Raw genomic sequence first — 21483 nt, 5'->3', positions numbered from 1 at the left:
TGAGATAGTTTTCAACCTTATCGCCGTCTCAGCGATTCCACTCGTGTCAGCTCCGACAGGATGTGATCCTGCACATCGGGCGGCTGCCGGCACACGGCATCCGTCAGGTCACGCAGCGTCGCTCTGAGACTGTGAAGCTGATCCACCAGATCCATGACGACATCGACGCCGGGCTCGTTGACGCCCATCGATTTGCTGAGATCGAGAATGAGCCGGCCGCGCGCAATGTCGGCTTCGTGGAAATTGCGGCCCTGATCGGTGACTTCGGGCACGACCCAGCCCTGAGATATCCAGACTTCCAGCACCGTGGTTTCGATCCGGAGGTGAAGTCGAAACTCGTTCTCGTTCATCGCTTATCCTCCCATGGTCTTTCTGGGATCTTGCGCCTTGCCTGCCTCCCAATCTGAAACGAAGCGCGTCAGCTCGGGGTCCGGCGTATCCGGCAGGACGATCTTCAGCGAGACATAGGCATCGCCATTGTCCTTGCCACGCACGGGTGCGCCCTTGCCCTTCAAGCGCAACACCTTGCCCGTATTGGAGTTCGGCGGCAGCGTCACGGTGACGGCTCCCGACGGCGTCGGGACGCGAATCTTGCCACCGAGCACAGCTTCGGCCAGCGAGATCGGTACTTCCAATCGGATATCGTCGCCATCGCGCGTGTAGAAGCGGTGCGGCCGAACATGCACGGCAATCAGCGCGTCCCCGGGTTTCCCGCCGTTGAAGCCGGGATCGCCCTTGCCCTTCAGGCGTAGCGTCTGCCCATCGCGTGTCCCCGGTGGAATTTGGACGTCGAGCGCCGGCCCCTCGGGCAGGCTGATCTGCTTCTTGGCACCATTGATGGCGTCGAGAAAATCGACCTCCATCGTATAGTGACGGTCTTGACCCTGCATTTGCGATTGACCTCGGCTGCGCCGCGAGAAGAAGCTGGAAAATATATCGTCGGCATCACCGAAATCGGCAAAGCCGCCCGCATTCTGATAGCGGCCGCGCTGGCCTTCCTGCGCTGCATAATCACGATAGTAGTTGCGCGGCGCCTGCTCGGCACCGCTGCTGTCGATCTCGCCACGGTCGAACCGCCCGCGTTTCTCCTCATCGCCGAGAATGCCATAGGCCGCCGAGACTTCCTTGAATTTGTCCTCAGCCTGCTTGTCACCCGGGTTGAGATCTGGGTGCAGCTTCTTGGCAAGCTTGCGATAGGCGCTTTGAATGTCTTTTTGCGGGGCGTCCCGCTTTACGCCCAAAATTTCATAGGGATCGCGACTCATACATGTCTCTCTTCGGGAGCACGGAAAGATACGCAGATAGTGCTAGGGTAGGCTCATATCAATCGTATCATAGACGCGGTCAGGTTGAAGCCCGGACTTGGCAGCTTTCATGTCCGTCGCCATTGTGATGTGAAATGGGCGCTGCCGCCGCCGCTTTGCCATATTTCCGGCGTCTTGCCGGATAATGGCGAGCGGTGTGGCTGGGCTGGTAATCAAGCGCCCGCCGAATTTTGTTTGCCTGATCCACCGGTGGCCGTCCGATGAAACGCCTATTGCTCGCTTCCTCACTCCTTCTTGCCGCGGCGGCCGCCTTTGCCGCGCAGCCCGAGCAGCCGCCTGCCGGTTGGCCGCAGCTGCCGCCGAAGGCGCCGGTTTCGAAGATCAAGCTTGTGGAGCCGCATCTGCATGTCGATCGTGCCGGCAAGGGGGCTCCCCGCATCGCGCTCACCTTTGATGCCTGCATGGGCAAGACCGACCCACGCATTTTGAGCACCCTCGTCGATCAGCGCATTCCGGCGACGATCTTCGTCACCGCGCGCTGGCTGCGTACCAATCCGGATGCATTGAAGGTCTTCCTTGCGCATCCGGATCTCTTCGAGCTGGAAAATCACGGTCAAAACCATATCCCCGCCGTCGATGTCCCGACCAAAGTCTATGGCATTGCCGCCGCCGGTTCGCCGCAGGCGGTCGCCCAGGAGGTGAAGGGTGGTGCGGACGCCATGATCGCAGCCGGCATTCCGCAACCGCGCTGGTTCCGCGGCGCGACCGCGAAATACACGCCTGCCGCCATCATGCAGATCCGTGGCATGGGCTATCGGATCGCCGGTTACTCGGTGAATGGCGACAGCGGTTCGCTTCTGCCGGCCAAGATGGTGGAAAAGCAATATGCCTCCGCCAAGGACGGTGATGTCATCATCTCCCACATCAACCAGCCGACGCATACGGCAGGCGAGGGGGTCGCGGCCAGCATCCTCGCGCTGAAGGCCAAGGGCGTCGATTTCGTTCGTCTGCAGGATATCGCCGAAAAGGGTGACGACGACACGACCAACTGAGCGGTCGAGTGCTAGCCCGGCAATTGCGGCTGCGTTTTTTCCTCAATGAAAAGCTCGTCAATGACGGTCATGACGATCAGCGACAGCGGCAGCGCCAGCATGGCGCCGACCGCGCCCCACATCCATGTCCAGAAGATGATGGCCAGAAAGACGACGAAGGGATTGAGCTCCCATTGGCGGCCCATGATCGCCGGGAAGACTAGGTTTTCCACGGTCAGATGCACGGCGAAGAAGGCGACGGCCGGCGCGAGACCGAAAATGATGTCCGAATGCGTGATGATGCCGGCGATCGCGAGCGCGATCGTCATGGCGGTGACGCCGAGGAATGGGATGAAGCTGGATAAGAAGGCGAAAACGCCCCACAGCACCGGCACGCTCATTCCGCCGACATAGGCGATCAAGGTCATCACGAGGCCGATCCCGGCATAAATCAGCGAAGCCGTCGCAAAATAGAAGCCGAGCACCCGCTCCACGGCATTGATGATGCGGATGGCATTCAGTCGAGATGCTCTGCTGGAAAAGGTCATGATGATCGTCTTGCGCAGGCTTACCCTGCCGGCAAGAAATAGCAGCAGGGCTGCAAAGAAGATCAGGATCTGCACGATGGCCGGTGTCAGGCTGGTGGACACGACATGCAGCACGTTGCCGCTGTTCTCCAGCAGGGTGTTGATCGACATCGGGCTGCCTTGAAAGGTTTCGGAAGAAATGTGCAGCCATTGAAACCGGTCGAGATAGGGCATCAGCCGGTCGGATGTGCGCTGGAAGAAGTCGGGCGCCTGCTGTGCGAGCTTGGCGATCGGTTCGGCAAGCGCATTGATGATGAGGAAGATCACCAGGGCAACGCTGGAGGAAAGAATGACGGCATTTAGAACGCGGGGAATGCCGAGCTTGCTGAGCCTTTCGGCCGCCAAGCCGAGGATCATTCCGACGACGACGGCAAGCGTCACCGGAATGAGGATCAGCGACATCGTGTAGACAGCGGCGAAGGCCAACATCAGGAAGATGCCGATCATTGCCCAGGAGGCGGCAATATCGAGCTTGTCGCGTCCTCGCTGGTCGGAGAGACCGAAAATTTCCGTTTCGTCGTCTTTCGCACGGGATGCGTTGCGATCGATACCCGGGCCGACATCCTGCGACGCGGTTGCTGCATCCGATCGGCCGGCGGCGATTTTGTCGAATTCCATCCCGAGAAAGTCCCCCGAAGGCAGGATCGCCTCGCTACTTCAACGCGAAAAGCCCGCCGCGGTTCCGCAACGGGCTTGTCGAAGGGGGGGCGGATCGGAAAAGTCAGGCGATGAGATTAAGTCCGATACCCCACGGATCGCGCAGCGATATGCCGCCATCGCGCTTCTCCGTCTTGATTTCGTGCTGCTCCAGGGCGGCTACGGCCTTGTCCAGGGCTGCCTTGTCGTTGAAGCGCAACGTATAGTCGGAAAGACCGGTCATATGTTCGCTGCGTATGCCGGCGCCACGGCTGTTCCAGGTATTGGCGCCGAGATGATGGTGATAGCCGCCGGTCGCAAGGAAGGTCGCGCCGGGATAGCGCGCCGCCATGACCTTCATGCCGAGGACGTCGCGATAGAAGGCGTTGGCTTCGGCAACATCGCCGACCTGCAGATGGATATGGCCGATTGCCGATCCTTCGGCCATACCGTCCCAGCGATCCTGCGGGGCGCTTTCGTAGAGCTTCTGCAGATCAAGCCGGAGCGTCGCCATTTCGACCGTGCCGTCATCGTGGAAGGTCCATTCCTCATGCGGGCGGTCGGCGTAGATTTCGACGCCGTTGCCTTCGGGGTCGGACAGGTAGATGGCTTCGCTGACGATATGATCCGAAGCGCCTTCCAGCACCACGTTCTTATGGGCGGCATGACGAAGCCAGCGCGCAAGCTCGACACGGCTCGGCAGCAGGAACGCGGTATGGAACAGACCGGCCGCCGTCTTCGGTGCGCGCACCGCAGCCCGATCGGTTGTCAGCGTCAGAAGGGGAAGACCGGCGACACCGAGGACTTCGCCGCTCGCTGTCTTCTCGATGACCTTCAAACCCAGCATGTCCTGATAGAAGCGGGATACCAGCGCCACGTCGGTAACGACGAGGTGCGACTGGCCAACATAGGCGGGACGGGTCAGGGCGTAGGAGGGGGCAGTTTCGGTCATGGTGTCAGTTCCAACCTTGGGATGGGGTCTCGAAAAGGCAACCGGCGTCGGCGGCAAGGGCCGCCGGTAGCGGACAGGAGGGTTTCGCCGGTTGATATGCCTTTTTGATCCTCTGGTCCGCTGTACTTGCATATTCATATGGCGGATTTCGATTGTTCACAGAAGGCCATAAATTGCGGATTGAGCGTTCGCTTTCCATTGACAAGCGATAAGCAGGCCCATGGCAAGCCGTTCACGAAGATTGATCGATGTGCGCGTTTGGCGCAGTTGTCTCCTCCTGTTTCTAGTGCAAGGATCGGTCTCCAACGAAAACGGAACCGGATGATATGACTGAATACAGAGGCATCCGCTGGGCCTATGATCGCTATGAGATCATCGCAGACGGCATCGTCAATGGTGTCGGCGTGGTCCTTGCGCTGATCGGCGCCACCGTGCTGATCTTCTATGCGACGGTTTGGAGCTCCTACGGCGAAATTGCCGCCGCCTGGATCTATGGCGTCGGCCTGGTGCTGACGCTCGGAATGTCCTTCACCTATAATCTATGGCCCGTATCCAGGACGAAATGGTTTCTGCGCCGCTTCGACCACTCTTTCATCTATGTCCTGATCGCCGCTACTTACACCCCCTTTCTGGAGCGCGGATCCGAGGACCCGCTGCTGCTTGGCGTGCTGATCGCCGTCTGGGTGTTTGCGGCGTTCGGTATCGTCCTGAAAGTCCTTTTTCCAGGACGCTTCGATCGGCTGGCGATCCTGCTTTACCTTGCAATGGGCTGGAGCGGCATCCTCGTCGCCAAGCCGGTTTCCATGCATATCCCATTCGCCTCGATGCTGCTCATTATCATCGGCGGCGTCATCTATTCGCTCGGCGTGATCTTTCACGTCTGGGAAAAGCTGCGCTTCCAGAATGCGATCTGGCATGGCTTCGTGGTTGCTGCCGCCGCCGTGCATTATTCGGCGGTACTGACCTGCTTCAGCCTGTCGCCGGAAAACTTTTGACGATCTCCGCCGTCGGCGTGCATTTCTTCGTCGAGCGCAGGCTGCGCACGAGGCGCATGACGATGGCGTCGTAGCGCTGCATGTCCGCCTTCGAGTAATCCATCTGGAAGAAGGCCGCGGCACCGTTGCAGAGCGCGACCCCACGCACGTAGACGATCCGCCCCTGCCTGGTGCCGGAAAAGCTGATGCCGCGCGAATTCGATTTCGAATAGGAAATCTTCCAGCCCTGGTCTCTGGCAAGCGCCACGCGCCCATTCGCTTCCGATGCAAAATCGCCATTGGCAACCATCGTGCCGAAGACCTGCAGCGAAGCGGAGCGATCTGCCGGCGATAGCGACAGCCGATCGGTATCCTCGGAAGAGGCGGCAAGATGGAATTCCGACGGCAGCTCGATCGCGTAGCCAAAGCCTGCATTGTCATAGGACCACCAGTCCGCGGCAAAGGCCGGGGCGGGGAAAAGAAGCAGGAGGGCGATCAGGCGGGCGAGCATTGCGGTTTCCGGGAGGCGGGATCTGCAAACCGATCAAGATTAGCGCTTTTTTGAGCGCAATTTCCATAGCGGTTCGGAAAATACCGATAAATTAGCGCAAATTCATTACAACTTCATTGCGAGCCATGCAGGAATAGCAAGGAATTCTGCAATGCTGCGACGTTCAAACCGGCATCGCAGGCTTCCGGACGATCATTGAATCCTGCAACCTCCACGGTTGCTGGCAGCAAAAATCGATTTCGGTGGTTTACGTCCGGTTTTCCCTTGTCAGGGCTTGAGGCGATGTGTCCTTTCGCCTATCCCTTCAAGACCGCTCCGGCTTTGCCGGATTCTGCATGAACGTTCAGTAAGGGGGGAGCATGGCCGCCGCCACCGCGGGCCTGACATTCCTGGCTCTATGCCTGCCCTTTCTCGGTGCGCTGACCGCGCCGGTTGTCTTTCGGCGTTTGGGCCACAATGCGGCGTGGCTCCTGGCGCTGCTTCCCGCTCTTGCCTTTCTGCATTTTTCGAGCTTCCTTCCTGTCGTTGCAGCCGGCGGCATCCAAACTGGCGGTTTCGATTGGGTGCCGAGCCTTGATCTCCGGTTCTCCTGGCTGATTGATGGCCTGTCGCTGACCTTTGCGCTGCTCATCACCGGCATCGGCACGCTGATCGTCCTCTATGCTGGCGGCTATCTGAAGGGGCATGTCGATCTCGGCCGCTTCTTCTCCTTCATCTTCCTCTTCATGGGCTCGATGCTCGGCCTCATCGTCTCGGACAGCTTCCTCACGCTGTTCGTCTTCTGGGAACTGACCTCGATCACTTCCTTCCTGCTGATTGGCTTCGATCATCATCGGGAAGCGTCGCGACGGGCGGCGCTGCAGGCGCTGGTCGTGACCGGCGGCGGCGGGCTGCTGTTCCTGGCGGGCCTGTTGTTGATCTGGCAGATCACAGGCATCGGCGCGATGTCCGATCTCCTGAAGGCTGGCGATGTCCTGCGCGCAAGCCCGCTCTATCTGGCGGCCCTGATCCTGGTGCTTGGTGGGGCCTTCACCAAATCGGCGCAGTTTCCCTTTCATTTCTGGCTGCCGAATGCCATGGAGGCGCCGACTCCGGTCTCGGCCTATCTGCATTCGGCGACCATGGTGAAGGCAGGCGTCTATCTGCTGATGCGGCTCAATCCGATCATGGGCGGGACGATGGCGTGGCAGACGATCCTGCCGGTCTTCGGCGCGGCGACCTTGCTCGTCGGAACTTTGCTTGCCATCCGCCAGACCGACTTGAAGCTGAAGCTCGCCTATACGACGGTCTCCTCGCTCGGCCTGCTGGTGATGCTCACCGGTTTTGGCACCGATTATGCCGTCGAAGCCGCCGTCCTCTATCTGGTGGCGCATTCCCTGTTCAAGGGCGCCCTATTCATGGTTGCCGGCATCGTCGATCATGAAACGGGAACACGCGACATCACCCGGCTGGGCGGCTTGCGCTCGGCCATGCCGTTGACCTTTGTCGCTGCCTTGGTCGCTGCCATATCGATGGGAGGGCTGCCTCCGGCTTTCGGGTTCCTCGCGAAGGAGGAAATCTATGCCGCGCTGGCACAGGCATCGCCGGCTGCCATCATCCTCACCCTCATCGCCGTGGCGGGCAATGCGCTGATGTTTGCCATCGCCTTTGCCGTGGCGCTGAAGCCCTTCGTCGGCCCGCTGACCGAGACGCCTCGCCCGCCGCATGAGGCGCCCCCATTGCTCTGGCTCGGACCGGTCACGCTTGCTTTACTCGGCATCGCTTCGGCTTTGTTCTCGGGCCTTTGGCACGAGTATGTCTCTTCGCCGATGGCAAGCGCGGTCGGCGGCAAGGGATTGGAGATTTCGGTCTCCTTGATCCCGCATATTGGTCTACCTCTGGCGCTTTCTCTGCTGACCGTGCTGATCGGCGTCATCGTCTACTGGCAGCTCGATCGCGCCCGTTTCCTGATGTCCGTCGTTCTGCGTGCCCTCGGGCCGGGGCCGGATCGCGGTTTCGATGGATTCATCTCCGGTCTGGTGCGGCTGTCGCATGTCGTCTCGCGGCTGCTGCAGCCTGGCCGACTGGAAATCTACGTCACCGTCACTTTCCTTTGCCTGGCGGCAATGTTGCTGATCCCTCTCGCTGCTCATGGCGAGCTGCCCGCGATGCCGGCATTGCCGAACCTGCAGTGGCATGAGGCAACGATCTTTTTGATTGCCGTCATCGGCGTTGTTGCGGTCGTCTTTGCGCGGGACCGGCTGACGGCGATCGTTTCGCTTGGCATCCAGGGCTTTGCCGTCGCCGTCATTTTCCTGCTGTTCGGCGCACCGGATCTTTCCTTCACGCAGTTTATGGTCGAGACGCTTGCGGTGGTGATTCTGGCGCTTGTCATGACGCGGCTGCGGCTTTCGCCGTCCGATCGCCGGCCGCCGCTCGCCAGGATCGCCCATGCCGTGCTCGCCATTGCCTGCGGCAGCGGCTTTGCACTCCTGCTGCTGAAGGCGACCGAAGCGCCGTTCGATCTGACGCTGACCGCCTTCTTCAATCAATATTCGAAGCTGATCGCGCATGGCGACAATGTAGTCAACGTCATCATCGTCGACTTCCGCGGCACGGATACGCTCGGCGAAATCGCAGTCGTCGCCATGACCGGGCTTGCCATCCTGGCGCTGATCCGCATCCGCGCCGGCGGCGAGCGCAAGCTAGCAACCAACGATCCCGATCTTGAGGAGAAGCCCGGTTTCGAGGAAGGGATGGAGGCCGAGCGCTCATGAACACGCTGATCTTCCGCACCGCCGCGCCGTTTTTGACGGCCCTGATGTTGCTCTTCTCCATCTTCGTGCTGCTGCGCGGTCATAACGAGCCCGGCGGCGGCTTTATCGGCGGCCTGATCGCGGCTTCGGCGCTCGCGATCTATGGCATTGCCTGCGGCGTGACGGCCGTCCGCCGCGCGATCATCTTTCATCCGCTGGCGATTGCCGGTTTCGGCCTGCTTGCCTCGACCCTTGCCGGCTTGGTGTCCGTCTTTGCCGGCGTGCCGTTCATGACGGGGCTGTGGATCTATCCGCATCTCTTCGGTGTCGAGGTGCCGCTTTCCACCGTCATGCTCTTCGACACCGGCGTCTATCTGGTCGTCGTCGGCGCCATCACCTCGATCGCGCTCGCGCTCGAAGAGCGGGAGGTGGATTGATGGAAGCCGTCTTCGCCGTCGTCGTCGGCATCTTCTTCACCGCTGCGATCTATCTGATGCTTTCGCGATACTCGATCCGCATCATGCTCGGCATCGCGATCCTCGGCAACGCCGTCAACCTTCTGCTGTTCACGGCCGGCCGGGTCACGCCCGAAGTGCCGCCGATCATTCAGAAAGGCGCGGCCACGCTCGATCTTGCCGCCGCCAATCCGCTGCCGCAGGCCTTAATCCTGACAGCGATTGTCATCTCCTTCTCGTTCCTCGCTTTTCTGCTTGTCCTGACCTATCGGGCCTATCAGGCCTTGAAGACCGACAATACGGGCGAGATGCGGCTCGCTGAACCGGAGGAGCGGCCGCTGCCGCCCCTGGGGTACTGACGCCATGGCTGGACCCACGGATACCGCAGTTGATCTTTCCCAGGCGCTGGTCGCAGCGCCGATACCGATGGGACATTGGCTCGTCATTTTGCCGGTCGTCTTGTGTATCGGGCTCGGCGCGCTTCTTCTGATGCTGCGCAATCGTACCGAATGGCATGCCGCGATCGCCATTCCCGGCCTTGCGCTATTAGTGCTGATCGATGCCGCCTTGCTCTACCGGGTCGTCAGCGACGGCGCTGTGACCATGGTCATGGGGCGATGGCTGCCGCCCTTCGGCATCGCCTTCACCGTCGATATTTTTGGCGCGCTCATGGCTTTGACGGCGGCGGTGGTTGCGCTCGCAGCGGGTTTCTATTCTCTTGGCGAAATCACGGTGAGTGGTCGGCGATATGGCTTCTTTCCATTCCTGATGCTGCTGCTCGCCGGCGTTAGCGGCGCCTTCCTGACGGGCGATGTCTTCAACCTCTACGTCTGGTTCGAGGTGCTGCTGATCTCGTCTTTTGGCCTGCTGATCCTTGGCTCGGAGCCAGAGCAGATCGACGGTGCGCTGAAATATGCTGTCCTCAACCTGATCGCCACCACGCTCTTTCTCGTCTCCGTGGGCTATCTCTACGCCGTCTTCGGCACGCTCAACATGGCCGATATCGCGCTGAAGGCGAGGGCGGGTGACAGCAACGCACCGCTGATGACGCTGGCCGGCCTATTCCTGCTGGCCTTCGGCATGAAGGCTGCCGCCTTTCCGGTCAATTTCTGGCTCCCGGCCTCCTATCACACGCCACGCATCACCGTTTCGGCGATTTTTGCCGGCTTGCTGACCAAGGTCGGCGTCTATGCGCTGATCCGGGTTCTGGTCATGCTACTGCCTGTCGAGCGGGTGGAGCTTGGTCCGCTCGTCGCGGTCGTTGCTATTGCCACCATGCTTGTCGGCGTCGTCGGAGCGCTGGGGGCAAACGATGTCAGGCGCATGCTCGGCTATATCGTCATCTCCGGTATCGGAACCATGCTTGCGGGTGTCGCTCTCGGCAGTGCCGACGGCCTCAGCGGCGCGATCTTCTATGCACTGCATTCGATGGTGCTGATGACGGCACTTTACTTGCTTGCAGGGCAGGCGGCTCGGCTCGGCGGCAGCTTTTCCTTGAGCGCCCTCGGTGGCCTCTATCGTCGCAACGGCTGGTTTGCCGGCATCTCGCTGGTGCTGTTCTTCGCCATCAGCGGCTTGCCGCCCTTTTCCGGCTTCTGGCCTAAAGTCGTGCTCGTGAAGGCGGCGCTCGCGACGGGCGCATGGTGGCTTGCCGCAACAATCCTTTTGGCCGGTTTCCTGACGACAATCGTGTTCGGGCGGGTATTTCTCCTGGCCTATTGGCGCCCGGCGGCGGCAGATGGGATTGAAGCGGAGCCGATTGCATGGCAGGCGGCGCTGCCGCTCCTTGCTCTTTCTCTGCTTGTCGTCGGCTTCGGCCTGTTTCCGGAATGGCTCCTGCACCTGACGCAGGCCGCCGCTGCCGGCCTTGAGCAACCGTCGGCCTATCTGCGCTCGGTCTTCCCCACAGCAGGAGGCGCGCAATGATCCTATTCGTCTTCAACCTGCTGCTCGCCATCGTCTGGGTCGCCATCACCGGCAGCGCTTCCTTCATCAATCTGATCTTCGGATTCGTCCTTGCGGCAATTGCGCTGGCGATCGTCCGCTCGTCCTATGGCGGCGTGCTTTATCTCGGCCGTGTCCGCCGCATTTTGGCATTGCTGTTGCTGTTCATCCGGGAGCTCGCCAAGTCGGTCTGGGCGGTCGCCGTCGCCGTCATGAGCCCCAGGATGGACGTGAAGCCCGGTATCTTCGCCTTTTCCTTGACGGTCGATCGCGATTTCGAAATCACGCTGCTTGCCAATCTTATCACGCTGACGCCGGGAACTCTGTCCGTCGACGTCTCCGATGATCGCAAGACGCTTTACGTCCATGCGCTCGATTGCTCCGATCCGGAGGCCATCAGGCGCAGCATCGCCGATGGCTTCGAGCGCCGGATCATGGAGGCCTTCCGATGATGGCCGCATCCGTCGTCTCAGCCGCCGCGATGGTGGCGCTCGGCATTCTGAGCATTGCCTTCCTGTTGACCGTCTATCGTGTGGTGGCCGGCCCGACCTTGCCGGACCGGGTTCTCGCGCTCGACATGCTGGTGGCGATCGCCATCGGCTTCATCGCCATCATCGCCATCAAGACGGGTTTCACGCTCTATATCGATATTGCCATCTCGCTCGGTCTCGTCGGCTTTCTGGCGACCGTCGCCTTCGCACGGTTCATCCTGACACAGGGGCAATCGGATGCCGTGCAACAGGCTGGCGCAGGACCGGATGAGAATACCGCAGCCGAAGGCAAAAAGAGGCGTAAGCACCGCGGGCTGAAGAAGGAAGGGCGATAGTGGATTTGCTTTGGGCTATAATAGTAACCGTGCTTCTACTTTCGGGTGCGCTGTTCTCGCTCATTGCAGCGATTGGCATCGTGCGTCTTCCCGATCTCTACAGCCGTATGCATGCGGCGTCGAAGGCGGGTACGGTTGGCTCCGGCCTGCTGCTACTTGCAGTCGGTATCCACTCGCAGGACATATCTGTCCTGGCAAGAGCATTGGCGGGTTTCGTCTTTTTCGTGCTGACGGCACCGATCGCAGCGCATCTTCTCGCGAGGGCGGCACACAGGGCTGGACATCGGCTGACGCCGCCTTCCGTGCGGGATGAACTGCTGGCGAGGGAGCAGATCACCAAGAGCGCGTATAGAAAGAAGGGCTAACAAACGTGGAAATTGTTCAGAAAGGAATAGCTGTTCGCGTTATTAGTTATCTGTTTTTTAGTAGATGAATTTTTTGCGAAGAAATGTAGGGATTAAAAACTGGACATTTGGATAAAGAGTGCTAATTCAGATTCAAGTAGAGTTCTGATGTTGAGTTAGTCTCGACCGGGTTTAAGCTCTCGATGCTTTTATCTTTCTTTGATGAAAAGCTGAGCAAAACTTTCTTCCGGTAAGTGATTAAAGATCGCTATCGCGGTCGCTAATTCTGATGTCAGGCGGCAAGGGGCGGTTTTCTCTCACGTGAGGTCTAGGGGTGGATTTCATGCGGAAAGAAATTTGGTTTTATCCACCGTTTTCTTGCTGGTGACTGCTACGAATACGAGCAATGCGTTTGTGCGGATTGTTCGGCGCTGGGACATAGCGAAATCGACAGATTTCCGTAGCCGAGCGCAAAATATATAGCAACGTTGTGCCCTGCGTGCTCTCCGGAGGCGCGGACGCAGCAGGCAAGCCGATGAACAGGAGAACACAATGACAGATGCGGCCCTTGGCAACGGGCAGGAGTTACTGGTTGAACTGACTGCCGACATTGTTGCGGCCTATGTCAGCAACCATGTCGTACCGGTCAGCGACCTTCCGAATTTGATTTCCGACGTACATTCCGCCTTGAGCAGCACCTCGGCTCCGGCACCTGCCGTAACCGTGGTCGAAAAGCAGAAGCCGGCCGTATCCGTTCGCAAATCCGTGCAGGATGACCAGATCACCTGCCTCGAATGTGGCGGCAGCTTCAAGTCTTTGAAGCGCCATCTCATGACCCATCATGGTCTTTCGCCGGAAGAATATCGCGAAAAGTGGGACCTCGCTGCCGATTATCCGATGGTGGCACCAGCCTATGCGGAAGCCCGTTCGCGCCTGGCAAAGGAAATGGGCCTCGGCCAACGTCGCAAGCGCGGCCGCTGAGAGTTCCATAACGACCTTAAAGATAACCCGGCTTTTGGGCCGGGTTATCCCCATGTTGGCTGCAGGAGCGGCCTATGCCGCGGCCCTGACACGAGCCTCTTCGCGAATGCGTTTGATCATCGAGCGCAATCCGTTGGCGCGCTGCGAGGACAGATGCTCCACCAGCCCGATCTTCCCGAAGACATCGAGTGCGTCGAGAGCCGCGATTTCCGAAGCTGGCTTGCCGGAATAGGTGGCTAGCACGATCGCCACCAGCCCGCGCACGATATGCGCGTCCGAATCGCCTTCAAAGGTCAATATCGGATTGTCCGGATCGCCAGATGCATGCGTGACGAGCCAGACCTGGCTCGCACAGCCCTGTACCTTGTTTTCCAGAGTCCGCTTTTCCTCCGGCAGGTCGGGCAGCGCCTTGCCGAGCTCGATCACAAAGCGGTAGCGATCCTCCCATTCGTCCAGGAAGGAAAAGTCTTCGATGATCTTCTCAAGCGGTGTCATTGCAGCAGTCCAGATTGTCCATTGTCTTGGATATAGGCGAAACGGTGCCCGATTTGAACCCGGGACGACAAAGAACGCCACCGACCATAGGGGGCGGCGGCGCTGAAGTTGGGGCCAATGGAAAAAATGTCAGATATGTGGGCGCGGCATCGGCAGCGGAATGGAGGACGGCAGCTTGACCGTGCCGGTAACGACGGCGTCGGCCGTTTCTGTACCCGTGATGCGCTTGGCCGGCATCGGCTGCGCCATGGCGGCAACCTGATCGGTGCCCGTGTGAGCCGTTGCGGCAGCTGCCTGCGGATTTGCGGCTTGATCCTTGAAGTGACGGCCGAGCATGTCGTAGGCGACGCGAGCGCCGTCGCCGACCTGATAGCCGAGCGCCGTCAGCGTTTCGCCGCCCTTGGCACAGACATCCGGCTTCTCGTTGCACATGGCGCCGACATATTGAACGACGCCCGATGCAGCCGAAATCGCATCGGAAACCTGCAGCGTCGCTTCACCTGCCGGCCGCGGCGCACCCTCGGGCTTTGCAAAGATCGGCAGGAACATGAGAACCAGCGAAAACCAGAACCCTGCTCTAATCAGAAACCACATCGCCTAGCCCCATCCTCTCTGTCGCTCGGCTCGATCGCCGATTCGGACTTGCCCGTCCGATCTGGTTCGAACCCTATCTGGCAGAGGACAACAGCGCTTTTCAAAACTCGGCAGCATTTTCTGCAATTTTGATTCAAATTTTAGCTTTCCGGCTTTGACCAGCATTTGGTTCAAATTGTAGCGATTGCTGTTAAGCATGTCTCGCCCTATCCGCCTGATATGCAGGGGTTTGCGGATGCAAGCCTTGCCGCAAAAGTTAACGCGCGGCGGAAATACGAATAAAATCCGTTGCTTACCCGCTGTTAACCACAAAAAACAAAGGTCCTTCATTCTGCGTCAAAACGGGATTTTGAGCCCTTTTCGGCCGTCCTGAGCGTTCCTTCTTTATTCTTTCCTTAAGTCGGCGGGGCCTATTGTGCAGTCCGATAAGTGACCGTTTTGACGGGTTGTAGTGTGCGCGTATTGAGTGACATTTCTGTCGGGGCTGTAGCCCTCGTGGACCGGGTAGGCCGAAGCTGGCTTTCCCGGACGAGCGGGGATGGCGAAGTCCGTGGGCAGGAATTGGCGATCCTGCGCCGGCTTGCGCTTGCTTCTTCCGTCGCGCTCTTTGCCGTTCCGGCCGGTCTTTCCCTCGTTACAAGCCCGGCCGTGGCGCTGCCTGCCGGTGTGGCCACGGTATGCGCCGCCTTCCTCTTTTCGGCCGTGGGCAGCATCGCGCTGTCGCGTCAGCGGCCTGCCCTCCACCCGGCAGAGGCCGTCGTCGTCGAGCACCACGATCTGATGCTGGAGTCGGCCTTCGGCCTCGTCCTGCTGCTCGACCCCCAGGGCAATGTGACCACAGTCGGTGGTCGCGATCGTGCGGAATTTCTGAGCTGGATGCGCGACCCCGTCGGGCGTGGCTTCGTCGAGCAGATCCACGTCTCAGACAGAATCGTCTTCCTGCAGGCGATCGATGTACTGCGCCAGGGAAGGGATGCCCATAGCGCCGATTTGCGCCTGGAACGCTCGGCGGTTGTCGGCGGTGATGACCAGTTCGTCCATGTGCGCATGGAGCTGACCGCGCGCCGCGATGGCGAGGGGCGCCTGACGGCAATCGTCAGCCAGCTGCGCGATATTTCTCAGGACCAGCAGCTCCGCGAGGATGCGGCGCGCAAGGCGGCCGAGGCGGAATCGGCCAATGATGCCAAGTCGCGCTTCCTCGCTGCCGTCAGCCATGAGCTGCGTACCCCGCTTAACGCCATCCTCGGCTTTTCCGATATTCTGAGCGGCGAGTATTTCGGCAAGCTGGAAAATGACCGCCAGCGCGAATATGTCGGCCTGATCCGCCAGTCGGGTGCCCATCTTCTGTCGGTCGTCAATACCATGCTCGACATGAGCAAGATCGAGGCTGGCCGCTATGAATTGCTGCTCGAATCCTTCGCGATCGAGGACACCATTGCGACATGCGAAGCAATGCTCGGGCTGCAGGCGAAGGAAAAGGGACTGACGCTGACAAGCCGCATCCAGCGCGGCCTCGGCGAGATCGTCGCCGACCAGCGGGCGATCCAGCAGATTCTCATCAACCTCGTCGGCAATGCCATCAAATTTACCGATGCGGGCGGCGCGATCACCATCGATGCGGCCTTGGCCGATGGCATGTTGAAGCTGTCGGTCGGCGATACGGGCATCGGCATTGCCAGCGAACGGCTGGCATCGCTCGGCCAGCCCTTCGTGCAGATCCAGAACGACTACACCCGCCGTTACGCCGGCACCGGCCTCGGTCTGTCGCTCGTCAAGGGCCTCGTCGGCCTTCATGGCGGAAACTTCTCGATTGCCAGCGCGCCGGGCGAGGGTACGGTCATCACCATCCTCATTCCATTCGACGGCTCCGGTGCCGTAACGATGCAGCAGCCTGTGGATGTTAATCGCCCTGTCGATTTTCCGCCGCGCCTGAAACATACTATGGAGATAGATGAAGGGCGAAACAAGGAACTGATGAATGGCCCCGCAAAAGCGAAAATCGCCTAAGGGAAGAGGAAGGGGTAAGCGCAAGCAGCCCGGCCTGGCCTCCCGTGGTGCGGTTGCCCTTGGCAGCCTGAGCCTGCGCGGCAGCACCGCGCTGGGCGGCCTTGGCCTTCGCGGTGCGGGCGCGCTCGCCGCTCTGATCGGCAGTGCAGTCGGCCGTCATCCAGCCATTGCAGGCGGCATGGCGCTTTTCTTCGGGGTTTTTGGCTTCGTCACCGCCAACGCGCTCTGGTATCAGACGGGCGCGCATCCATCGCCCATATTGCGCACCCGCGATCCCGCGTCTCCCTACCAGATCCCCGGCCGCAAATCCTTCCTGCACGCGCAGCAGGCCGATGCCGGCAATGTAACGACCTTTCGGATAGAAAGGCAGGATTCGGCCGCCGATCTTGCCCCGCCGTCGTCAACCGGCCAGGTCGCGGCACAATCGTCCAGCGCGCCGTCGAAACTGATTGCCGATGTACAGGCTGAACTCATCCGTCACGGCCTCTATGATGGCGCAGCCGATGGGAAGCCGGGATCGCGCACGACATCGGCCATCCTCTTCTTTCAGGAGGCGTCTGGTCTTCCGCAGACCGGTACGCCGACACCGGAGCTTCTTGCCGCCCTCAAGGCCAGCAATGCCGCTGCTGCACAGCCGGCTAGCGGCAGAGCGAATGCGACGGCTGCCGTCCCCGCCGAGCGCCCCGTCAACGTTTCCGCCACGGCGGATGCGATCGACCCGGTTGCTGCCGCCATACAGAATGCCGAAAAGAACTTGAAGACCGGCGCGGTAGCGGCCAAAGCAACGCCAAGCGATGCGGTCAACAAGGTCAATATGGTCATGCAGATCCAGAAGGGTCTGAGCAATATCGCCTATAGCAATGTCAGCATCGACGGCGTAGCCGGTGAGCAGACGAAGGCAGCGATCCGCCGCTTCCAGAAGCACTATCGCCTGCCGGAAACTGGCGAGCCGAATATGGCGGTCCTCAAGAAGTTGCAGGATATCGGCGCGCTCTGAAGCCCGCGGTACAAGCCTCTGCCGCAAACCTGGTGGCGACTACGCGCTGCAGGCGGCTTCAATTGCCTTGGCGAGCATGCATCGCTATAGCTCGGGCATGAGATTGCGCAGCGACATCTTTGTTTCCGCCCTTGTCCGCCGCTTGTTTGCGCGTGGGGATTTTGCTGCTGTCGAGCACAAGGGCGAGGAGCAGGCTGGCGCGATCTTCATCCGCCAACGCTTCCGCGATGGATCAGAAACCCTTTATGCGCCGGCACCGCAGAGCCTGTTCGATGAGGAGGAGAGCGGGACGCGGCTCTTCGAGATCCGCATCGAGCGGAAGGAACCGCAGGAAATCCGCGAAACCCTTGATCGCGAGCTGAAATTCGATCCTGATTTATGGATCGTCGAACTGGAAACGGACGATATCGCCGATATCGTCCCATTGGCCGGTTTCCGCGCCAATCCGCTGGATTGAGCCGTCTTTACCGACGGTTTGCGACACGCAATTCGCGGAGAGGACCTGGTTTTGCCCCGAACAACGGCGCTGCAGGACGCTGCGCCGGCTTTTCCTGCGGCAGATAGGTGTAACTGTCGGCGCGGCGCCATGCGTCGACGCGCGCCTGGCTCTCTTCCGAGTCGATATCATCGAGCACCAGCCATGCCCGGCTGACGCTGCCATGCCGTTCGGCCAGATGCGGATAGAAGCGCTCCAGCGAGTAGACGGCATCGGCGATGCCCATGCCGAGGCTGACGAGCGTGACGGCGAGCTGTTGCCCCGAAGTGTCGAGCAGGATGCGTTCAGCAAGCCAGTAGCTGGAGGAGAGGGCATCGGCGAGCGTCGTTGCGAATTGCACCGCATCGCGCTCGCGCGCAAAGCGGACGAGCAGCGCTTCCTGCGTCTCGCTAAGGCTGCGCAGACCGAGCCGGTCGCTGTCATCGCGGTTGAGATGGCGCGCAGCCTGTTTGATCTGCTGGCGCAGGATTTCTTCGCGTGACTGCCGTTCGGTTTCCGCCTCGGCCTGCGATGAAATTACATCAGCTGGCTGCTCCTGCATTGTCATGCCGCGTTCCGGCTCGGCCTGATGCAGACCGACAAGTGCGTCTATGACTTTGGGGGAAAGGGATGAGCGGCGGACGATTGCTCGGGCGTGAGCGGCCCCTTGCGTGCGAGCGATGGTGATGAGTGTATCGTCGTCGATCGCCTGCGAACTCGTGAGGAACGGAGCGGCAATGGCGATCGGCTGACAGCCGATGAACAGGGCAACTGCCTGGGGCACGGTTTCACATTGGGAGAGGGCGGCAACCGCCTGCCGCTTCGCCTCGTCCGAAGATGCCTGGAAAACCGGGGTGAAAAGCTCGGCAAATTGGCGAAGTTCCGATTTGGACGGATGGCCCATGCCTTCGAAGCTGGTGATCGTCGCCATCAGAACCACGTCCTTCTTGCGGACAGTCGCAGGCTCTTCAAGGTCTCTAAACCGATCACGCACGCCAACACCCATACTGATACGCCGAACAAAAAAGCAGGGAGCCCGAAGGTCGACCATGGCTTCCGCTTTGCTTCGCTCCAGTCGAACGGAACGACTCTTTCGATAAAGAGAGCGTCCTCGATGATGACTGTCGAAACGGGTATGGACACGGTCGTCCTTATCTGGCTTTCGCCAAAGACTAAGGCCGGCAGAGTTAATGGTTCGTGAAAACTTTATTAAAATCCGAATAAAAATTGCGCGTTAAGCTTGCGCGAGGAGTGCAGCGGCTTTTTGGCCGCATGGACGGCAGTTTGGGGCGAAAGCGGACCTGTGGAAAACCTTTCTGGGCATAGGTGCTTACAGGCAAATTCAACCTATGAGTGCTTCTGTTGTGGAGATAGTCAAAAGCGATGTCACTCGCTGCAAAAGCGGAGATCCGGCTTCTTGATGCAGGTGGGATTCTTCAGATGCCCTTATGCTCGCGCAAGGCTGCGAGCAGCTTTTCCGAGGTGTTGTAGCCGGATTGAAAAAGGCCGATTGCCGCCGTGGCCGCGAACTGGGCTTCCGTGCTTCTAATATCGATCCGCTTTTCCAGGCACCACCCATCCAGCGCATCGCGCAAGACGGTGACGTCCTCCGGTGAAAAGACGGAACTGCCCGCCGCAAACATTGATTGCCCTCGAATTACGACCTTACATTACGTTAATTTTTCGTGAGCGCAAATAATATTTGTGTGACGCTTTTCTGCAACGTGGTATTCGCGCTTTCCATGTGCCCGCCGGATCGTCTGTTGAGTTAAGAGCATGATATTGCTCGTTTTCATGGCAAAAGCGCGTTCCGCAATTTTTCAACAGCCGATGAAACCAAAGCCGCCGTCACGGCGTTAATAGAGCATGACGAGTGATGCCGAGAATGACGAGCGATGAGAATTAGCATTCTGTTAACTGCGATATGTCTGAATTCCGCTTGAAAGCAGCCATTGGCAGAATGTGATCGAGTGTACAGACAGCATGGAAGCCGAAAAATCGGTGCTCATGCCACGGTGTAAGGGAAATGCCGTGAGAAGGCGCGGATGCCTCCATTGAAGCCCAAAACAAAGGCTGGAATGGAGGGGAGCGTTAGTCCGCTTCAGTGGCGGGCAGGGTGAAATCAAGTCGCAGGTTCATCCGTCTCGAGACGTTAATGGAGACGAGAATGGCAAAGATCATATCTCTTTCGGATTGGCGATTGCGCCTGCCGCCGCGCGCCCAGAAGGAACCGGTGGAGGCAAAGATACTATTGTTCACCGGCGTACGTTACGAGCATCTTGATACGCCAACGCATCGCCCCGGGGCAGGCCCGAAGCGGGCAAAGGGAAAGTAAGCGCTTCAACATATGCAAGCGCGTGGCGAGTTCTCGCGCCTGCCAGTTGTCGTCGCAATCCGGCCGAATAGCGCTTGCTGGCGCCACTCGCCACGAGCCGCCAGCTTCCCGCAGTACAATTCTGGAGCCGGGGTTTTCAGCCAAGGATTTTAGCTCCTAAGATCTCAGCTCCAAAAGATCTCAGCCATTGTCGAATTCGTCACAGCCGGCCTCGGAGAGAAATTCTTGCGCCGCATCGTCGAAACTTGCTTGCGGCGCCATGGTGCGCAGCACCGCATAGCCTTGAGCCCGCGGCACTTCCACCAGGATCGATTGGGCAAGCGCGGGTGGCAGTGCCTTGCGTATGCCAGTCAGCTGGACAGGCGATGCAAGCAGCAAATCGAGCGTTCCGCCGACCGACGTACGGTCGCTCATGCTGAACACTTCATTGGAGGCCGCGTCATAGATGGCAAGCGACCAGAACGGCACCTTGCCCTTCGCGGTCAGATGAACGGGCGTATCCTCGATGTCGAAGGCGCAGACGGCCGTGCGAATGTAGGGATCGGTATTGGAAAGCCCCGCATCGTCATCTTTGTTGTCAAGCATATAGAAATGATTTTCGTCACCCTCGTCCGATACACGCGTATAGGCGTCCCGATCGGAGAAATGCGGCAGCGACAGAATGATGATGATATGCAGCAGCACCGCGCCGAATAGGCCGGTGAGGATCGCGAAGACGAATCTAAACATTGCCGCATCCGATCTTCTCGAGTTTCGGCATGCCGAGATCGATCAGGCCGGAATTGCTGGCCGCCGGCGAATCCAGAAGCGTCCATACCAGGCGGAAATTGCCAGATGGCGGCAGGGCGAGCCAGTTGCCCGCCTGGGGATTGGATGAAACCGTGATGTTGAAGGTCGAATCCGGCTTGCGCAGCACCACCCAGGAATTGATGGTGGAAGGGCGACCGGCAGCGTCTTCGATCGGCCGGCCGTCATTGCCGGCGATGAAGAGGGTCCAAAGCCTTGCCGGTGGCGTCTGGCCGCTGATGCGGTAGGTGCAATTTGCGGTCAGCCGCGCTTTGCTGTCATCGTCGGAGGCGGTAAACACCAGCCCTTCGGCTGTGCCGTACAGCAAACGCCCCGCGCGTGCTCGATGCGATTTCGCATAAGGGTCCGCATCCGCTGTCTGCATTTCGGGGAACGCCTGCCAGGCGCCAAGCTTGATCGCGCCGAAGCCGGAGGTGGCATCCAACGCCAGAAGCGTGAACACGATACCGCCGCCAAAGGCGATGACAAGCGAAAGCGCAACAAGAAGGGGAACTCGGAACACCCTAGGATCGTCCTCGTGACAAATCAGTGT

25 protein-coding genes are annotated in these 21483 nt (G+C 59.7%); 14 read left to right on the top strand and 11 right to left on the bottom strand.

The genetic code is table 11. The annotated features are described in order from the left end of the window. Positions 1-17 precede the first annotated feature (17 nt). Together AC13QY_RS19185 and AC13QY_RS19180 are read right to left on the bottom strand one after the other, a co-directional pair. Positions 18-350 carry a chaperone modulator CbpM gene (locus AC13QY_RS19185; RefSeq protein ID WP_113330782.1) on the bottom strand — a complete coding sequence of 111 codons (333 nt, stop codon included), beginning with the start codon at positions 348-350 and terminating at the stop codon, positions 18-20. A 3-nt stretch (positions 351-353) separates the two neighbouring features. Beyond that, the gene (locus AC13QY_RS19180) at positions 354-1265 is read right to left on the bottom strand and encodes a DnaJ C-terminal domain-containing protein (protein WP_069616058.1); all 912 of its coding nucleotides are present in this window, start codon (positions 1263-1265) and stop codon (positions 354-356) included. A 260-nt stretch (positions 1266-1525) separates the two neighbouring features. On the opposite strand from AC13QY_RS19180, the gene AC13QY_RS19175 reads away from it, so the two are divergent. Then, the gene (locus AC13QY_RS19175) at positions 1526-2317 is read left to right on the top strand and encodes a polysaccharide deacetylase family protein (RefSeq protein WP_113354011.1); all 792 of its coding nucleotides are present in this window, start codon (positions 1526-1528) and stop codon (positions 2315-2317) included. Between the two features lie 11 nt (positions 2318-2328). Here the strand turns inward: AC13QY_RS19175 and AC13QY_RS19170 are convergent, their stop codons facing one another. Together AC13QY_RS19170 and AC13QY_RS19165 are read right to left on the bottom strand one after the other, a co-directional pair. Continuing rightward, positions 2329-3501, bottom strand: a complete 1173-nt coding sequence (locus tag AC13QY_RS19170; RefSeq protein WP_113354012.1) for an AI-2E family transporter — start codon at positions 3499-3501, stop codon at positions 2329-2331. Positions 3502-3604: 103 nt separating this feature from the next. After that, positions 3605-4471: a VOC family protein gene (locus AC13QY_RS19165; RefSeq protein WP_152095996.1), complete on the bottom strand. Its 867-nt coding sequence runs from the start codon at positions 4469-4471 to the stop codon at positions 3605-3607. Positions 4472-4797: 326 nt separating this feature from the next. On the opposite strand from AC13QY_RS19165, the gene trhA reads away from it, so the two are divergent. After that, the gene (gene trhA, locus AC13QY_RS19160) at positions 4798-5466 is read left to right on the top strand and encodes a PAQR family membrane homeostasis protein TrhA (RefSeq protein ID WP_069616062.1); all 669 of its coding nucleotides are present in this window, start codon (positions 4798-4800) and stop codon (positions 5464-5466) included. Here the strand turns inward: trhA and AC13QY_RS19155 are convergent. After that, positions 5441-5956, bottom strand: a complete 516-nt coding sequence (locus tag AC13QY_RS19155) for a hypothetical protein (RefSeq protein WP_113330786.1) — start codon at positions 5954-5956, stop codon at positions 5441-5443. The genes trhA and AC13QY_RS19155 overlap by 26 nt on opposite strands. A gap of 359 nt (positions 5957-6315) precedes the next feature. On the opposite strand from AC13QY_RS19155, the gene AC13QY_RS19150 reads away from it, so the two are divergent. From AC13QY_RS19150 to AC13QY_RS19115, 8 genes are all read left to right on the top strand, one after another. Further along, a complete protein-coding gene (locus AC13QY_RS19150; RefSeq protein ID WP_113354014.1) occupies positions 6316-8712 on the top strand; it encodes a putative monovalent cation/H+ antiporter subunit A in 2397 nt (798 codons plus the stop codon). Then, positions 8709-9128 carry a Na+/H+ antiporter subunit B gene (locus AC13QY_RS19145; protein ID WP_069616065.1) on the top strand — a complete coding sequence of 140 codons (420 nt, stop codon included), beginning with the start codon at positions 8709-8711 and terminating at the stop codon, positions 9126-9128. The genes AC13QY_RS19150 and AC13QY_RS19145 overlap by 4 nt, the downstream gene beginning before the upstream one ends. Next, positions 9128-9505, top strand: coding sequence for a Na+/H+ antiporter subunit C (locus AC13QY_RS19140; RefSeq protein WP_069616066.1), 378 nt, complete (start codon positions 9128-9130; stop codon positions 9503-9505). Before AC13QY_RS19145 ends, AC13QY_RS19140 begins: the two co-directional genes overlap by 1 nt. A gap of 4 nt (positions 9506-9509) precedes the next feature. Then, positions 9510-11072 carry a Na+/H+ antiporter subunit D gene (locus AC13QY_RS19135; RefSeq protein WP_113354015.1) on the top strand — a complete coding sequence of 521 codons (1563 nt, stop codon included), beginning with the start codon at positions 9510-9512 and terminating at the stop codon, positions 11070-11072. After that, positions 11069-11542 carry a Na+/H+ antiporter subunit E gene (locus AC13QY_RS19130; protein ID WP_113354016.1) on the top strand — a complete coding sequence of 158 codons (474 nt, stop codon included), beginning with the start codon at positions 11069-11071 and terminating at the stop codon, positions 11540-11542. Before AC13QY_RS19135 ends, AC13QY_RS19130 begins: the two co-directional genes overlap by 4 nt. Next, on the top strand, positions 11539-11916 hold the full coding sequence (locus tag AC13QY_RS19125; protein ID WP_113354017.1) for a cation:proton antiporter: 378 nt from the start codon (positions 11539-11541) through the stop codon (positions 11914-11916). Before AC13QY_RS19130 ends, AC13QY_RS19125 begins: the two co-directional genes overlap by 4 nt. Next, positions 11916-12281 carry a monovalent cation/H(+) antiporter subunit G gene (gene mnhG, locus AC13QY_RS19120; protein WP_069616070.1) on the top strand — a complete coding sequence of 122 codons (366 nt, stop codon included), beginning with the start codon at positions 11916-11918 and terminating at the stop codon, positions 12279-12281. Before AC13QY_RS19125 ends, mnhG begins: the two co-directional genes overlap by 1 nt. Before the next feature lie 531 nt (positions 12282-12812). After that, the gene (locus AC13QY_RS19115) at positions 12813-13241 is read left to right on the top strand and encodes a Ros/MucR family transcriptional regulator (protein ID WP_069616071.1); all 429 of its coding nucleotides are present in this window, start codon (positions 12813-12815) and stop codon (positions 13239-13241) included. Between the two features lie 72 nt (positions 13242-13313). Here AC13QY_RS19115 and AC13QY_RS19110 read toward each other — a convergent pair whose 3' ends face one another. Further along, positions 13314-13736, bottom strand: a complete 423-nt coding sequence (locus AC13QY_RS19110; RefSeq protein ID WP_092710230.1) for a SufE family protein — start codon at positions 13734-13736, stop codon at positions 13314-13316. A gap of 129 nt (positions 13737-13865) precedes the next feature. Then, positions 13866-14330 (bottom strand): DUF5330 domain-containing protein, encoded by a 465-nt coding sequence (locus AC13QY_RS19105; RefSeq protein WP_113330793.1) that lies wholly within the window; start codon positions 14328-14330, stop codon positions 13866-13868. Between the two features lie 453 nt (positions 14331-14783). On the opposite strand from AC13QY_RS19105, the gene AC13QY_RS19100 reads away from it, so the two are divergent. The 3 genes from AC13QY_RS19100 to AC13QY_RS19090 all read left to right on the top strand — a co-directional run bounded on the left by AC13QY_RS19100 (position 14784) and on the right by AC13QY_RS19090 (position 17791). Further along, positions 14784-16337: a sensor histidine kinase gene (locus AC13QY_RS19100; RefSeq protein WP_113354018.1), complete on the top strand. Its 1554-nt coding sequence runs from the start codon at positions 14784-14786 to the stop codon at positions 16335-16337. After that, on the top strand, positions 16309-17334 hold the full coding sequence (locus tag AC13QY_RS19095) for a peptidoglycan-binding domain-containing protein (protein ID WP_113354019.1): 1026 nt from the start codon (positions 16309-16311) through the stop codon (positions 17332-17334). Before AC13QY_RS19100 ends, AC13QY_RS19095 begins: the two co-directional genes overlap by 29 nt. Before the next feature lie 97 nt (positions 17335-17431). Next, positions 17432-17791 (top strand): DUF1491 family protein, encoded by a 360-nt coding sequence (locus AC13QY_RS19090; RefSeq protein ID WP_069616307.1) that lies wholly within the window; start codon positions 17432-17434, stop codon positions 17789-17791. 7 nt (positions 17792-17798) lie between these two features. On the opposite strand, the gene AC13QY_RS19085 is transcribed toward AC13QY_RS19090, so the two are convergent. Continuing rightward, positions 17799-18815: a DUF2336 domain-containing protein gene (locus tag AC13QY_RS19085; protein WP_113395720.1), complete on the bottom strand. Its 1017-nt coding sequence runs from the start codon at positions 18813-18815 to the stop codon at positions 17799-17801. A gap of 430 nt (positions 18816-19245) precedes the next feature. Then, a complete protein-coding gene (locus AC13QY_RS19080) occupies positions 19246-19452 on the bottom strand; it encodes a hypothetical protein (RefSeq protein WP_113330796.1) in 207 nt (68 codons plus the stop codon). Positions 19453-19976: 524 nt separating this feature from the next. On the opposite strand from AC13QY_RS19080, the gene AC13QY_RS19075 reads away from it, so the two are divergent. Continuing rightward, positions 19977-20144, top strand: a complete 168-nt coding sequence (locus AC13QY_RS19075; protein ID WP_167459816.1) for a hypothetical protein — start codon at positions 19977-19979, stop codon at positions 20142-20144. Between the two features lie 180 nt (positions 20145-20324). Here the strand turns inward: AC13QY_RS19075 and AC13QY_RS19070 are convergent, their stop codons facing one another. Together AC13QY_RS19070 and AC13QY_RS19065 are read right to left on the bottom strand one after the other, a co-directional pair. Next, positions 20325-20873 carry a DUF1254 domain-containing protein gene (locus AC13QY_RS19070; RefSeq protein ID WP_113330797.1) on the bottom strand — a complete coding sequence of 183 codons (549 nt, stop codon included), beginning with the start codon at positions 20871-20873 and terminating at the stop codon, positions 20325-20327. After that, positions 20866-21453 carry a DUF1214 domain-containing protein gene (locus AC13QY_RS19065; RefSeq protein WP_113354020.1) on the bottom strand — a complete coding sequence of 196 codons (588 nt, stop codon included), beginning with the start codon at positions 21451-21453 and terminating at the stop codon, positions 20866-20868. The genes AC13QY_RS19070 and AC13QY_RS19065 overlap by 8 nt, the downstream gene beginning before the upstream one ends. Positions 21454-21483: the final 30 nt, after the last annotated feature.

Source organism: Martinezella sp. CNPSo 3795 (assembly GCF_057784475.1).
This window is presented reverse-complemented; position numbering and strand designations above follow the sequence as displayed.

What these genes read in the sequence shown, in the direction of transcription:
- AC13QY_RS19095 (WP_113354019.1), top strand. Translation starts at nt 16,309, where the DNA reads ATGGCCCCGCAAAAGCGAAAATCGCCTAAGGGAAGAGGAAGGGGTAAG.
- AC13QY_RS19085 (WP_113395720.1), bottom strand. Translation starts at nt 18,815, where the DNA reads ATGGGTGTTGGCGTGCGTGATCGGTTTAGAGACCTTGAAGAGCCTGCG.
- trhA (WP_069616062.1), top strand. Translation starts at nt 4,798, where the DNA reads ATGACTGAATACAGAGGCATCCGCTGGGCCTATGATCGCTATGAGATC.
- AC13QY_RS19150 (WP_113354014.1), top strand. Translation starts at nt 6,316, where the DNA reads ATGGCCGCCGCCACCGCGGGCCTGACATTCCTGGCTCTATGCCTGCCC.
- AC13QY_RS19165 (WP_152095996.1), bottom strand. Translation starts at nt 4,471, where the DNA reads ATGACCGAAACTGCCCCCTCCTACGCCCTGACCCGTCCCGCCTATGTT.
- AC13QY_RS19180 (WP_069616058.1), bottom strand. Translation starts at nt 1,265, where the DNA reads ATGAGTCGCGATCCCTATGAAATTTTGGGCGTAAAGCGGGACGCCCCG.
- AC13QY_RS19135 (WP_113354015.1), top strand. Translation starts at nt 9,510, where the DNA reads ATGGCTGGACCCACGGATACCGCAGTTGATCTTTCCCAGGCGCTGGTC.
- AC13QY_RS19185 (WP_113330782.1), bottom strand. Translation starts at nt 350, where the DNA reads ATGAACGAGAACGAGTTTCGACTTCACCTCCGGATCGAAACCACGGTG.
- AC13QY_RS19075 (WP_167459816.1), top strand. Translation starts at nt 19,977, where the DNA reads ATGGCAAAGATCATATCTCTTTCGGATTGGCGATTGCGCCTGCCGCCG.
- AC13QY_RS19130 (WP_113354016.1), top strand. Translation starts at nt 11,069, where the DNA reads ATGATCCTATTCGTCTTCAACCTGCTGCTCGCCATCGTCTGGGTCGCC.
- AC13QY_RS19105 (WP_113330793.1), bottom strand. Translation starts at nt 14,330, where the DNA reads ATGTGGTTTCTGATTAGAGCAGGGTTCTGGTTTTCGCTGGTTCTCATG.
- AC13QY_RS19170 (WP_113354012.1), bottom strand. Translation starts at nt 3,501, where the DNA reads ATGGAATTCGACAAAATCGCCGCCGGCCGATCGGATGCAGCAACCGCG.
- AC13QY_RS19140 (WP_069616066.1), top strand. Translation starts at nt 9,128, where the DNA reads ATGGAAGCCGTCTTCGCCGTCGTCGTCGGCATCTTCTTCACCGCTGCG.
- AC13QY_RS19175 (WP_113354011.1), top strand. Translation starts at nt 1,526, where the DNA reads ATGAAACGCCTATTGCTCGCTTCCTCACTCCTTCTTGCCGCGGCGGCC.
- AC13QY_RS19090 (WP_069616307.1), top strand. Translation starts at nt 17,432, where the DNA reads ATGAGATTGCGCAGCGACATCTTTGTTTCCGCCCTTGTCCGCCGCTTG.
- AC13QY_RS19070 (WP_113330797.1), bottom strand. Translation starts at nt 20,873, where the DNA reads ATGTTTAGATTCGTCTTCGCGATCCTCACCGGCCTATTCGGCGCGGTG.
- AC13QY_RS19080 (WP_113330796.1), bottom strand. Translation starts at nt 19,452, where the DNA reads ATGTTTGCGGCGGGCAGTTCCGTCTTTTCACCGGAGGACGTCACCGTC.
- AC13QY_RS19145 (WP_069616065.1), top strand. Translation starts at nt 8,709, where the DNA reads ATGAACACGCTGATCTTCCGCACCGCCGCGCCGTTTTTGACGGCCCTG.
- AC13QY_RS19125 (WP_113354017.1), top strand. Translation starts at nt 11,539, where the DNA reads ATGATGGCCGCATCCGTCGTCTCAGCCGCCGCGATGGTGGCGCTCGGC.
- AC13QY_RS19155 (WP_113330786.1), bottom strand. Translation starts at nt 5,956, where the DNA reads ATGCTCGCCCGCCTGATCGCCCTCCTGCTTCTTTTCCCCGCCCCGGCC.
- AC13QY_RS19115 (WP_069616071.1), top strand. Translation starts at nt 12,813, where the DNA reads ATGACAGATGCGGCCCTTGGCAACGGGCAGGAGTTACTGGTTGAACTG.
- AC13QY_RS19110 (WP_092710230.1), bottom strand. Translation starts at nt 13,736, where the DNA reads ATGACACCGCTTGAGAAGATCATCGAAGACTTTTCCTTCCTGGACGAA.